The organism is Megamonas sp. Calf98-2 (assembly GCF_900110235.1).
Taxonomy (GTDB): domain Bacteria; phylum Bacillota; class Negativicutes; order Selenomonadales; family Selenomonadaceae; genus Megamonas; species Megamonas funiformis.
On sequence record NZ_FOCY01000005.1, the window covers coordinates 39170 to 52648 of the forward strand.

Genomic DNA, 13479 nt, shown 5'->3' on the forward strand with positions numbered 1-13479 from the left:
TTTAGAGTTTTTGATTTAATTTGAATAGATAAATTTGACTTTGCTGTTCTTCGGGTGCATTTTGTTGTAAGCCTATATGGATATCTATTTGCTGATTATTTTTATTTAAAAAGATTTTTTTATCAGCATCATAAGTGTAATCTTCTACAGAAGCGTTGTTATTGTTAGCATCGTCTACTTTAACAGCAATTCCAAAATCGTTATCATTTACTACAGCGATAGTTTGTCTATCTGGAAGTATAGCTAATCCTTCAGCTTTTTCAATATTCCAGCCATATTGACGTAAATCTAGTAATAATTCTTTTTTGGCAGGAACAAAATTTTGAGGAACTTTGCCATATTCTAAATCGCCATTAGTATCGACAGTTGTAGCATTTTTTAAATCTACTTTATAAATGAGATTTTGCATTTTGCCATTTTGCTTACCTTGTTCAATAAGTAAATATTCATCATTACCAATAGATGTAATATCACCTAGTTTGGCATTAGAGAAATTTTTATAATTTTTATCTACAGGATAAGCGTACATTTTTACTTCTTTTGTCTGAGGGTTTAATTTTACTATTCTAGTATATGGTGCAGTTTTGGACGTTTTACCATCTACATCTAAAGGACTTTGAACAATTCCTACAATATTGCCATCATCATCAATAGTGAGACCTTCAAAACCACGATTAGGAACACGTTGTGCTAAGATAGATGGTAACCCCATTCCAGGACCATATTTTTCTAGTATTTTTCCATTAGAATCTGTTTTTATTAAAAATGGACCATATTCATCGCAAAGCCAGAAATTACCGTCTTTATCACGAGTAATACCTTCTGTATCAAGTCCGTTGACATCAGTGCCTAGATCATTCATTTTAAAATCTAAGGCAACTTCACCAGTAGAACCAATGGCACCGAATGGAATTACTTTGCCGGATATTTTATGATTATTTTTATCTTTTAATGGAATACTATCAATGATTTGGGCTTTGTTCTGATCGATTTTTAAGATACCTATACTAGGTGTGAATTTTGGTGTAGGAAAGAATTTTCCAGGATATGTTTTACCATCTTTTATATATGTTGGGATATCGCCATTAGGACCGCGGTCTGTTACACAATAAAATTCAATACTACCATCATTATTTAGAGATTTGAACATAAGTCCAGAGCCATATCCAGGATTTATACCATTGGCAAATTCTTTTTCTTCTTCATCATAAGGCAGTTGATAATTATCAGCAGTAACAATATAGTGAGAAACTGTAGCAGTATTACTTTGAGCATAAAGATTTGTAGGTGATGTGGAAAATACAGTTCCTAATGCACAACTTAATAATAATAATTTCTTTAAAGATTTACGCATAATTTTTACCTCATAAAAATATAGTTTGATTTTAATTATAAATTTATTTTGTAAAGAGCAATTTAGAAGGAAATAAATTCTAGGTAAAAAATATTTTATGAAGATTAGAAGGTAAACAATAGGGAGATTATGATAAGAAAATCTACTTTTGTTTTATTTTTTTATAAATGTGATAAAATGTATCTAAATAGTAAAGATGATAAAGTTAATAGTATAGAAAATATCTTTATTATTTAATTATAAAAATATATATTAGGAGGATTTTTAATGAATAGTCATGAGTTTCATGAACTTACACATTATGTAATGGATTCACCTGCGAGTCCACCTGCTAGTTTATTTGCTGGCGGTTTTGATGATTGGAGAAGTAGAGCACGTTTAGCTCATTTTTTGGCAATGCCAGAATTAAAAAAACATGATGAAGCAATAGAGTTGTTTCGTTCTGTTGTTGAAGTAGAAATAGATGAAGAAAATCCTGAACAGGTAGAAGAAAAAGTTTATGCTTTGCAAAGATTATCTTCTTGCCTTCGTGAAGATAAAAAATATGATGATGCTCTTCACTATATAAATTTAGCTGTGCAATTAGTAGAGTCTACAGATTATTTATATAAATATATTCTACGTGGAGAAGTTTGGGCTGACCGCTGGAATTTATTATATAATAAGCAAGATATTGAAACAGCTGAAAACGAAATCGATGAAAAAATTCGCGTATTTGAGAATTTAGACGTGAAACATAATAGTTATTTATATTATGGTTATCGTTTTAAAGCTCAATTAATGGCTACCGGTCTGATGAAAGAGGAAGCTTTAAATTATATGAGAAAGGCTTTATCTTTTATGGATATTCCTGAAAAATATAAGCCTGCTATAGAAAAAGCTTTTAGTGCTACTCATAATAATGTCGCATGGATTTTAAATACGATTGACCATGCTTGCCCTTCACCAGAAAAAATTCATTGGGATATTTAAGTTTGCAAAAAATACATATATGACATTAAGTATTAGTTATATATGTATTTTTGTACATATATATATTTGGACAAAGATAGTATAGATAATAAGAGGAGAATTTTTATGGCGAAGGAAAAACATGTAGAAGGAGAAGCAGACCATTATATTAAGACATTAATAGGTGCTGTATTAGGATATGCAGCTGATGGTCTGGATATGTTTTTATTATCATTTATTTTAGTTTTTATTATTAAAGATTTTGGACTTACTACAGCAGAAGCTGGGAATTTAACTTTAGCAACAACGATTGGTATGTGGATTGGTTCATATATTTTTGGATTGCTAGCAGATAAATATGGACGTACAAAGATATTATCTTTTTCGATAATTTTATTTGCGGTAGCCACATTCTTGATGTATTTTGTTGATAATTATACAGTATTGCTTGTTTTACGCTTTATCATTGGTCTTGGTATCGGTGGTGAATTTGGTATTGGTATGGCGATTGTTACTGAAACATGGGCACCTGATATGCGAGCAAGAGCTACTTCATGGGTAGCACTTGGTTGGCAAGGTGGTGTATTATTAGCAGCAGTTATACCAGCTATAATTGTGCCAATGTTTGGCTGGCGTGCAGTATTTCTTGTAGGCTTAGTCCCTGCACTCATCGCAATTTATGTACGTATGCATCTTAAAGAACCGATTTTATGGCAACGTAAAAAACAGCGTCAGCAAGAATTGATTGTTAAAAAAGAAAATGGAACTATCACTGAAAAAGAACAAAAAGAATATTATTATTTAGCAGGTATGCCACTTAAAAAATTATTCACTACAAAGAGAATAACAGCGACAACAATAGGGCTTACAGTGATGTGTTTAGTGCAAAACCTTGGCTATTATGCGATATTTAGCTGGATGTCAACAATTTTATCTCAAAAATATGGCTATAGTTTAGCGCAGACAAGTGGTTGGATGGTAATATCTATTGCTGGTATGGTTTTAGGTATAATTTTATTTGGTATTTTGGCAGATAAAATTGGACGTAAAAAGACTTTTGCACTTTGGTATATTGGTGGAACAATTTACTGTGTAATTTATTTCTTTTTCTTTACAAGCCAAGCAAGTTTATTATGGGGAAGTTTCTTATTAGGTTTCACTGTAAATGGTATGATGGGTGGTTATGGTGCAGTTATTGCTGAAAATTATCCATCTGAAGCACGTTCTACTGCAGAAAATATAATTTTTGGTACAGGTCGTGGTCTATCTGGCTTTGGCCCTGCTATAATTGGTTATTTGGCAACAGGTGGAAGCTTGATAGGAGCAATGAGTCTTGTATTTGTTATTTATCCAATAGCACTTATTTTTATGTGGTTCACTGTTCCAGAAACAAAAGGTATAGAAATCGATTAATAAAAAAAGGTTATGCTTTTGCATAACCTTTTTTGTTTATAATTCATCAATAGAGGATAGAAGCTCTGTATAATTGTAGAGATAAAAATCAGCTTGTGCTTTTATTGCCTCTGTATCAGCATCAGAATATTTGTCATAAATGGCAATGGTTTCAATACCAGCTTTTTTAGCAGCTTCAATACCGATTAATGAATCTTCAAAGATGATACATTCTTCTGGTTTGGCATTAAATTTTTGCATAGCTTTTTGATAAACTTCAGGGTCTGGTTTGATTTTGCTGACATCTTCACGTGTATAGATTAAATCAAAATATTCATCAAGTGGAGCTTTGGCGTTGATATTTTTATTTAAAGTGCGATATATATCCATATTTGTGCGTTTTGTAGTTGTTGTTATAGCAAGCGTAAAATTCTTTGCTTTTAATTTTTTGATGATTAAGTCAGCTTGTGGTTTATAATCAATTATATTTTGGAGAAAATCTTGAGCTATTTCATAACGCAATTTGATGATTTCTTCAGCTGAAATTTGAGCTGAATATTTATCCTTGAGATATTGGCAATAACATAAATAAGGATTTGGTTGTGCATTGAATTTTTTTAATTGTGTATCACGGTCGTTTTGCACAGTTGTTTCATCGATTGTTTTATTGGCTAATTTTTCAATGAGTTTTTGGTCGATTTGGTTCCAGATGCCAACAGAGTCAATTAAAGTGCCGTCCATATCAAAAAAAGCAAATTTTTTATTTTTTAGCATGACAAAATTCCTTTCTGACAATAAAATGGTTTAGGTATATTGTAACAATTATCTAAAAAAGTTGAAATATATATTTATCCTTAAAATAAAAGCATTAATCTTTTTCTTTACAGTAATATTTATTTATGATATATTAATTTTTGTATGCAAAAGACATTCCCATTCTAGGGTAAGCGAAACTCCAACGCTGTCGTGGATTCGGGAGAAATAAAATTTAGGAGGATATTTTAATGTTAACTCAAGAACAAAAATTACAAATCATTCAAGATAACGCTACTCATGAAGGTGACACTGGATCCCCAGAAGTACAGGTTGCTTTATTAACTGCACGTATCGCATATCTTACTGAACATCTTAAAAACAATAAAAAAGACCATCATTCCCGTCGTGGCTTATTAAAAATGGTTGGTCATCGTAGAAGACTTTTAAGCTATTTATATGATATCGATGTAGAACGTTATCGTGCTCTTATTGCAAAATTAAATTTACGTAAATAATTAATTGAAAAAGCGGGAGCCTTTCCCGCTTTTTCTTTTAGTTTGCTTGATTTTAAGTTAAAATAGGTATAGACACAAAGATTAAAATATTGATAAATACATAAATAGGAGGTAAGTTATGTATACTTTTGAAACAACACTTGGCGGTCGCAGTTTTGTTGTAGAAACAGGCAAAATGGCGAAACAAGCAAATGGCGCTGTATTAGTTAGATATGGTGAAACTGTCGTTTTAGTAACAGCAACAGCTTCTGCTGAGCCACGTGAGGGAGTAGATTTTTTCCCTTTAACAGTTGATTATGAAGAAAAAATGTACGCTGTTGGTAAAATACCTGGCGGTTTTATAAAAAGAGAAGGTCGTCCTGCTGAATCTGCTATCTTAAATAGCCGTTTAATCGACAGACCTATTCGCCCATTATTCCCAGAAGGTTATAGAAATGATGTTCAGATTGTAGCTACAGTTTTATCTGTAGAACAAGATAATGCTCCAGAAATCGCTGGTATGATTGGTGCATCTTGTGCGCTTTCTATTTCTGACATTCCATTTTTAGGACCAATCGCTGGTGTTCGTGTTGGTCGCATTGATGGCGAATTTGTTATTAATCCAACAGTTGAACAGCGTGAAAAATCTGATTTAAACTTGACTGTAGCAGGTTCTTATGATGCTGTAATGATGGTTGAAGCTGGTGCAAATGAATTATCCGAAGAAGTTGTTCTTGATGCTATTTTATTTGGTCATGAAGAAATCAAACGTTTAGTAAAATTCCAGCAAGAAATGATGGAAAAATGCGGTAAAGAAAAACATCAGCCAAAATTATTTACTGTTCCAGAAGAACTTGTAAATGCTATTCATGAATACACTTATGATAAATTTGATGCTGCTGTTCGTGATGCTGATAAACTTCGCCGTGATGAACATGTAGCAGAAGTAAAAGCACAAGCAAAAGAACATTTCTTAGAACTTTACCCAGAAATGGATATGGAAATAGATTATGTGCTCTACAAAACTTTAAAAGGCATTGTACGTCACATGATCACTCATGAAAAAATTCGTCCAGATGGTCGTGGCTTAGAAGAAGTTCGTCCTATTAGCTGTGAAGTAGGTATTTTACCTCGTACACATGGTAGTGCACTTTTCACTCGTGGACAGACTCAAATTTTAAATGTTACTACACTTGGCGCTTTAGGTGATGAACAAGTAATTGATGGTATCGGTGATGATACATCTAAACGTTATATTCATCATTATAATTTCCCAGGTTATTCCGTTGGTGAAGCTCGTCCAATGCGTAGCCCAGGTCGTCGTGAAATCGGTCATGGTGCGCTTGCAGAACGTGCATTAGTGCCAGTTATTCCTTCTGTAGAAGAATTCCCTTATACACTTCGCCTTGTATCTGAAGTTTTAGAATCCAATGGTTCTAGCTCCATGGGTAGTGTATGCGGTAGTACACTTTCCTTAATGCATGCTGGTGTACCTATTAAAAAACCAGTATCTGGTTGTGCAATGGGTTTAGTAAAAGATGGCGATGCTTACACAATTTTAACAGATATCCAAGGTATGGAAGATGCTCTTGGTGATATGGACTTCAAAGTAGCAGGTACTCCAGATGGTATCACAGCTATTCAAATGGATATCAAAGTAGATGGTCTTAGCAGAGAAATTTTAGCAGATGCTCTTGCTCAAGCAAAACGTGGCCGTGAATTTATCTTAAGCAAAATGCTTGAATGTATCAGTGAACCAAATAAAGAATTATCTCCATACGCTCCACGTGTAAATAGCATGAAAATCCCTACTGATAAAATTCGCGATGTAATTGGACCAGGCGGAAAAACAATTAAAAAAATAATTGATGAAACTGGTGTGCAAATCGATATTCATGATGATGGTAATGTATTTATCACAGCAGTAGGTGCTGAATCTGCACAGAAAGCTCAAGATATGATCAATGCTTTAACTGCTGAAGTTGAAGTTGGTGCAGTTTATAAAGGTAAAGTTACACGCATTATGAATTTCGGTGCATTTGTAGAAATTTTACCAGGTAAAGAAGGCTTGTGCCATATTTCTCAATTAGCAAAAGAACGCGTAGGAAAAGTAGAAGATGTTGTAAATATTGGCGATGAATTAGAAGTAAAAGTTACAGAAATTGACCGTCAAGGTAGAGTAAATCTTTCTCATAAAGTGCTTCTTTAATAAGGCTGGTGAAAATAAGTGCATATTGTTTTGATTGAACCTGAAATTCCAGCAAATACTGGTAATATTGCACGTCTTTGTGCAAATACAGGTATTGAACTTCATTTAGTAAAACCACTTGGTTTTTCTACTGATGATAAATATTTAAAAAGAGCAGGTCTTGATTATTGGCATTTAGTAAAAGTGCATTATCATGAAAACTTTGATGAAGTTTTAGAAAAATATAAAGGTCATAAATTTCATTATGCTACAACAAAAGCCAATCATGTACACAGTGATGTAACTTATGGCATGGATGATATGCTTGTTTTTGGTAAAGAAACAGCAGGTATTCCTGAAAGTATTTTAAAAGAACATTGGGACGATTGCATTCGTATACCGATGATAAGTGAATCACGTTCTTTAAATTTATCTAATTCTGTGGCTGTAATTGCCTATGAGGCTATGCGACAACTTGATTATGCAAATTTAAAACAAGTTGGTTTTGATCATTTAGATTGATAGGAGCATAAATAATGCAAAACTTAAATGAATGTATAGCTAAATTAAAACAAATTTTGCCAGAAGATAGTGTGTTAATAGATGAGCCAATGTCTAAACATACTACATTTCAAATTGGCGGTCCAGCTGATTGCTTTGTAATGCCTTCAACAGTTGAAGAAGCTATCGCTGTTATAAAAATAGTAAAAGAATATGATGTACCACTTACAATGCTTGGCAATGGCTCTAATTTGTTAGTCATGGATAAAGGTATTCGTGGTATTGTTGTAAATTTAAATGAACGTTTTGCTAAAATTACAAGAGATGGTAATTTCATTAAAGCTCAATGTGGTGCTTTAATGGTTGATGTTTCTAAATTTGCAGGTGAAGCTTCACTTACAGGTCTTGAATTTGCAGTGGGTATCCCAGGTAGTATCGGTGGTTGTATCTTCATGAATGCTGGTGCTTATGATGGTGAAATAAAAAATGTAGTTCATCGCGTTAGTGCTATTGATAAAGAAGGAAACCTCGTATACTATACAAATGAAGAAGCTCAATTTTCTTATCGTCATAGTATTTTCCAAGATAATGATAATTTGATTTTAGAAGTTGAATTAGAATTACAAGAAGGAAATCAAGATGAGATTTTAGCTAAAATGGCAGATTTGACTAATCGTAGAGAAACAAAACAACCACTTGAATATCCAAGTGCAGGTAGTACTTTTAAACGCCCACCTGGATATTTTGCAGGGACTTTAATTGACCAAACAGGTTTAAAAGGTCTCACTGTTGGTGGTGCGCAAGTTTCTAAAAAACATGCTGGTTTTGTAGTTAATATCGGCGGAGCAACAGCTCAAGATGTACTTGATTTAATCAAAGAAGTACAAGATAGAGTTTATAAAGCTCATGGCGTGAAACTTTATCCAGAAGTAAAGATGATTGGTGAACAATAAAATATAACATAAAAGCTATAGCAAAGAATTTATTTTGCTATAGCTTTTTATTTAAATTGAAAATAAATTATTAACTATTAAGGATATAAAAATGATATATTTTATGCAGGGCTTATTATTTGGATTGGCTTATGTTATGCCTATTGGCATACAAAATATATATGTTATTAATTCTGCTATGCAAAGAAATGTAAAAATAATTTGTTTGACTACGATATTTGTAATTATATTTGATATTTCGTTAGCTATTAGTTGTTATTTAGGTATTGGAATTTTATTAGATAAATATCAATTTTTACGTGATTTCGTGATGTTTATTGGAGCTATGGTTATTTTCTATATTGCTTTTGATTTATGGAGAACGAATAGCAAATTAGAAATAAAATCAACTCATGATTATAGATTGTCAAAAATAATTATTTCGGCTTTTTCTGTAGCATGGTTAAATCCTCAAGCTATTATTGATGGTTCATTGATTTTAGGTAGCTTTAGAACATCTTTAGTGGGAGATAGTTTTATATATTTTATCATAGGAGTTTGTATCGCTTCTTGTTTATGGTTTTCTGTATTAGCTTTTATAGCACATAAATTTATAAATAAATTATATAGATTTGTTAAATATATTAATCTTATTTGTGCTATTATTTTGTTTTTATATGGATTAAATTTATTGTATATGTTTTGTTTAGATTTATTATGAATTATACATATAATTAAATTTTGGAATTATCTTGATTAAGACCCTAAGAGTTTTAATACTTTTAGGGTTTTGTTGTATAATAAAATAAATATATACTTATTTGGAGGTGTTAATATGATTGGTGATTGTGCGAATTGTAAAAGTCATATTTGTGCAGGCAGAGGTATTAGTTGTAAAAAAATAAATCAAGATGAAGTAATTGATTTATATACAGATGAAGAGAAAAAAATAATGAAAGCGGCAGCTTTTGTGGAAGCCACATATTATAGTGAGCTTACACGTTTAGAGGAAACTGTAGAATTTGCCAAACAAATGGGCTATAAAAAATTAGGTTTAGCTTTTTGTATCGGTTTAAATAAAGAAGCTTATTTAATTAATAAATTTTTAGCACGTGAATTTGAAGTAGTATCTATTTGCTGTAAAAATTGTGCGATAGCAAAAGATAAATTAGGTTTGAAAAAAATAAATCCTCAAAGTGCAACAGAAAGTATGTGTAATCCTAAATATCAAGCTGAATTTTTAAATCAAGCAGGTTGTGATTTATTTATTTCTTGTGGTCTATGTGTAGGTCATGATGCTATATTTAATAAAAATTGTAATGGCCCTGTAACTACATTAGTTGCAAAAGATAGAGTGCTTGCCCATAATCCATTAGGTGCAATTTATTCACGTTATTGGCGAAAAAAACTAAAATTAATGGAAGAAAATGAAATATAAATAAAAAGGAACAATATTTTGATATACATCAAAATATTGTTCCTTTTTTATTAATAGTTCTTGGATACTGTAAAAAGATGCTAAAATGTGGAGATTATAAAAACGAATAATAAATAAGAGTAATTCTATAATCTACCTTAATAATATTTGGTAATATTTATTTTTCCGCATTATAAAATTTTAGTGGTAACCGTGAGGTTATTGAAAATAATTATCGTTGAATACGGTTTTAGTCTGAATGTTTGAGCGAAGCGAGTTTCTAAGCGTTGTATGAAGCGATAATTATTTTCAAAACTAAAATTTTATCTGCGGTGATTTCTTTGGTTCGTTTCTTTGTCATCAAAGAAATGAACAGTTTAATTATTATTCTCTAAATCTATCAACGATAGTTGCACAAGCAGCATCGCCTGTGATATTTACAGCAGTACGAAGCATATCGAAAATACGGTCAACACCGAATAAAATTGGAAGTGCTTCGATTGGAATATTAGCAGACATGAGAACGGCTACTACTAAAAGTGTAGGGCCAGGAACACCTGCTTGACCTACAGCACCAACTGTAGAAGTAAAGATAATGGCTATATATTGTGTAATAGTGAGTTCGATACCAAACATTTGAGCAAAGAAGATAGCAGCCATAGCATAATAAGCAGCATTACCATTCATATTGATAGTGGCACCGAGAGGAAGTGCAAAAGAAGTAGTTTCTTTAGAAACATGTAATTCTTCAATAGTTGTTTTCATATTAAGTGGTAATGTAGCCATGGAAGATGCAGTAGTGAAAGCGAATAATTGAACTTTGTACATAGATTTAAAGAATTGTTTAAATGTAGTACATTTAGAAAACATAGCAACACTACCGCCAATAACACCATAATTAACGATGAGGAGAACGATAATATATAATACTACAAGATAAGCTAGTTTTACTAAAATTTCTGAACCGAATTTACCGATAGAACCTGCCATTAAGCCGAATACACCAAGAGGTGCAATACACATAATAGCAGTCATAATATTTACAGTAACCTCAGTCATGTAATTGAAGAATTTAAGTAAGAATTCTTTCTTTTCACCGCTTAAGTTAGCGATAGCAAAACCAATAAATAAGCTAAATACAATGATTTGTAAAATATTACCAGAAACGAGAGCTTCAAAAGGATTTGCAGGAACAAAACCGATTAAAGTTTCCCAAAATCCAGGGATACCGCCTTTATCAGCATATTCACTAGAAGCTTGAACTCCTAAACTAGCTAAACTAATTCCTTCACCTGGTTTAAATACTACACTGAAAATAAGACCTATAACAGTAGCAATGATAGTAGTAATTGTATAATAAATAAATGTTAAAAGACCGATTTTCCCAGCAGAACTAGAATTTCCTAGTGAAGCCGCACCACCAATTAGTGAGAATAAAACCATAGGTACTACGACCATTTTGATTAATTGCATAAATAAATCGCCGATTGGCGCAAAGATTTGTGCTGTTTCACCTAAAGCCAAACCAACAGCAATGCCTAAAATCATGGCAATGAGAATAAGCGTACCGAGCTTATTAATGATCATTTTTGCTGTCATTATAAAAGACCTCCTAAAGATATATTTGTATATTATATAAAAATAACATAACGAAATTATACTCTTTTTGGAGTGAATTTACAACTATACTGTAGCTTTTAGAAAAAATACGCACAAAATATCTTTTAAAATGTTTATTTGTTTTTTGTATACGTACAAATTTTATTTTAAAATAATACCGGAAAGCACTAAATTTAATTTATAGCGAATGTTTTCTTGATATTTAAGTGGTAGGCTACTAAAAGAAGCAGATTGAAATAGAGAATGAAACATTTCTGTGATAATTTCAGCTGGAATATCACTGCGAAATTCGCCATTATCTTGACCAGTTTTAATGATTTCATCAAAAATATCTTTGAATGGAAGTGGTTTTTTTATCGAAACATGTGGCTGTATAGTTAATGCACTTCTATCTACAGCGCGCATAAATAATGGCAAAATAAAACGATTTTGGTCTAGTAGATTAGCAGTATATAAAACAAGTCCTTCTAATACTTGAGCTTGAGTTTTTTCTTTATTTATAGATTCAAGATAATGTTGACGAATATCCATAGCTAATTGAATGAGCAGACTACGGAGTAAATCATCTTTAGATTGAAAATAATTATAAAATGTGCCAATACCTAAATTAGCTTTTTGCATGATATCAGCAATAGAAGTATCTTTCAAACCTTTTTGAGCGAATAATACGATAGCGGATTGAATGATGGTTTTTTTTGATTTTATTTTTTTTGCTTCACGTTTACTAAGTGTATGTTCCAAAATAATCACCTGTTTATTTATATTTTATAAAAATGAATGCGGTTCGTTTTCTTTAAAATATATTATAATGGCATTTATCTTTTTTCTCAAACCGTAATAGTTTTTCAATAGTATGCTATAAATTAATGTTATTTTTTGATATAATTGCAATTAGATTTAAGGAAAAAATATAAAGGATTTCAATTTTATGAAAAAAGATGAAATACTATCAGCTATTGGTATTTTTTTCGGCATTGGTATTGTAGCTTTAGTATCTAAATCTATTGATAATAATTTATTATTAGCACCATTTGGAGCGACAAGTATAATCGCTTTTTTACTATATGACAGTGAATATGCTCAGCCGAGAAATATTATCTTAGGCTATATTATTACAAGTATTGTAGGTATTTTAATGGCTTATATTTTAGGGCATAATTGGATTGTTTATGCTTTAGGTGTAGCTATAGCCATGTTAGTGAAATCGTGGTTTAAAGCAATTCACCCACCATCTGCTGCTATGCCGATTATATTATTAAAAGCGAATGAACAAGGTATTATCAATTATTTTTTATTTGATGTAATACCAGGAATTTGTTTATTAGTTTTTATTGCTATAGTCTATAATAGATTTATTTTACATAGAGATTATCCTTTATGGCATAGATAATAATTTTAAGGAGAATTTTTGTGAAGTGGGCTAATCATAAATTAGTAACGACTGTAGTTGTATTTGCAGGAACAGGAAATTTTTTATATGCAGCATATAGTTTTTTTGGTAGTGTATTGCCAGATAGATTGGAAGGTAAACCACCAAAAGAAAGTAAAGCTTATTGGAAGTGGCGTTCAAAGCATCGCCAAAATACACATTGGACAGTGCCTTATTTAGCGATAATCGCTATTTTATTTTATTTACATGAAGTTGGTATATTAAAAGACTTATTTTGGGAAATAGCACAAGTTCCGATATTTGTCTGTGTAGGTGCTTTACTTCATATTATTGAAGATGGAATTTGTGGCAAGGTGCCACTTATCTGGCGAAAGCGAAAAATAGGTATAAAATTATTTCGCGTGGGCAGTTCATGGGAATATTTTATAAGTTATACGATTTGTGTAGCTGCTTTATATTATAAATTTATGTTGTAATAAGTTTC

At 31.5% G+C, this 13479-nt stretch carries 14 protein-coding genes; 10 read left to right on the top strand and 4 right to left on the bottom strand.

What is annotated here, in order from left to right; all coding sequences use genetic code 11:
- Window position 1: 1 nt before the first annotated feature.
- Window positions 2–1354: an esterase-like activity of phytase family protein gene (locus BMX03_RS02505; RefSeq protein WP_091693558.1), complete on the bottom strand. Its 1353-nt coding sequence runs from the start codon at window positions 1352–1354 to the stop codon at window positions 2–4.
- Between the two features lie 267 nt (window positions 1355–1621).
- Here BMX03_RS02505 and BMX03_RS02510 point away from each other — a divergent pair, with 267 nt between their 5' ends.
- Together BMX03_RS02510 and BMX03_RS02515 are read left to right on the top strand one after the other, a co-directional pair.
- Window positions 1622–2326: a tetratricopeptide repeat protein gene (locus BMX03_RS02510; protein WP_008539481.1), complete on the top strand. Its 705-nt coding sequence runs from the start codon at window positions 1622–1624 to the stop codon at window positions 2324–2326.
- A 105-nt stretch (window positions 2327–2431) separates the two neighbouring features.
- The gene (locus tag BMX03_RS02515) at window positions 2432–3718 is read left to right on the top strand and encodes an MFS transporter (protein ID WP_091693561.1); all 1287 of its coding nucleotides are present in this window, start codon (window positions 2432–2434) and stop codon (window positions 3716–3718) included.
- A gap of 36 nt (window positions 3719–3754) precedes the next feature.
- Here the strand turns inward: BMX03_RS02515 and BMX03_RS02520 are convergent, their stop codons facing one another.
- Entirely contained in the window at window positions 3755–4471 is a 717-nt protein-coding gene (locus BMX03_RS02520) for an HAD family hydrolase (RefSeq protein ID WP_091693564.1), read from the bottom strand.
- 230 nt (window positions 4472–4701) lie between these two features.
- Here BMX03_RS02520 and rpsO point away from each other — a divergent pair, with 230 nt between their 5' ends.
- From rpsO to BMX03_RS02550, 6 genes are all read left to right on the top strand, one after another.
- On the top strand, window positions 4702–4968 hold the full coding sequence (gene rpsO, locus BMX03_RS02525) for a 30S ribosomal protein S15 (RefSeq protein WP_008539476.1): 267 nt from the start codon (window positions 4702–4704) through the stop codon (window positions 4966–4968).
- Between the two features lie 118 nt (window positions 4969–5086).
- Entirely contained in the window at window positions 5087–7156 is a 2070-nt protein-coding gene (locus BMX03_RS02530) for a polyribonucleotide nucleotidyltransferase (protein ID WP_022228573.1), read from the top strand.
- An 18-nt stretch (window positions 7157–7174) separates the two neighbouring features.
- A complete protein-coding gene (trmL, locus tag BMX03_RS02535) occupies window positions 7175–7657 on the top strand; it encodes a tRNA (uridine(34)/cytosine(34)/5-carboxymethylaminomethyluridine(34)-2'-O)-methyltransferase TrmL (RefSeq protein WP_008539473.1) in 483 nt (160 codons plus the stop codon).
- 14 nt (window positions 7658–7671) lie between these two features.
- Window positions 7672–8589 carry a UDP-N-acetylmuramate dehydrogenase gene (murB, locus tag BMX03_RS02540; protein ID WP_022228574.1) on the top strand — a complete coding sequence of 306 codons (918 nt, stop codon included), beginning with the start codon at window positions 7672–7674 and terminating at the stop codon, window positions 8587–8589.
- 103 nt (window positions 8590–8692) lie between these two features.
- Window positions 8693–9289, top strand: a complete 597-nt coding sequence (locus BMX03_RS02545) for a LysE/ArgO family amino acid transporter (RefSeq protein ID WP_255361392.1) — start codon at window positions 8693–8695, stop codon at window positions 9287–9289.
- A 114-nt stretch (window positions 9290–9403) separates the two neighbouring features.
- Window positions 9404–10006: a DUF1847 domain-containing protein gene (locus tag BMX03_RS02550; RefSeq protein ID WP_091693569.1), complete on the top strand. Its 603-nt coding sequence runs from the start codon at window positions 9404–9406 to the stop codon at window positions 10004–10006.
- Window positions 10007–10369: 363 nt separating this feature from the next.
- Here the strand turns inward: BMX03_RS02550 and BMX03_RS02555 are convergent, their stop codons facing one another.
- A complete protein-coding gene (locus tag BMX03_RS02555; RefSeq protein ID WP_008539469.1) occupies window positions 10370–11584 on the bottom strand; it encodes a dicarboxylate/amino acid:cation symporter in 1215 nt (404 codons plus the stop codon).
- A 162-nt stretch (window positions 11585–11746) separates the two neighbouring features.
- Entirely contained in the window at window positions 11747–12346 is a 600-nt protein-coding gene (locus tag BMX03_RS02560; RefSeq protein ID WP_018998852.1) for a TetR/AcrR family transcriptional regulator, read from the bottom strand.
- 187 nt (window positions 12347–12533) lie between these two features.
- On the opposite strand from BMX03_RS02560, the gene BMX03_RS02565 reads away from it, so the two are divergent.
- Entirely contained in the window at window positions 12534–12995 is a 462-nt protein-coding gene (locus BMX03_RS02565; RefSeq protein ID WP_015561817.1) for an HPP family protein, read from the top strand.
- Window positions 12996–13015: 20 nt separating this feature from the next.
- Window positions 13016–13471 carry a metal-dependent hydrolase gene (locus BMX03_RS02570; RefSeq protein ID WP_022228578.1) on the top strand — a complete coding sequence of 152 codons (456 nt, stop codon included), beginning with the start codon at window positions 13016–13018 and terminating at the stop codon, window positions 13469–13471.
- Window positions 13472–13479 lie beyond the last annotated feature (8 nt).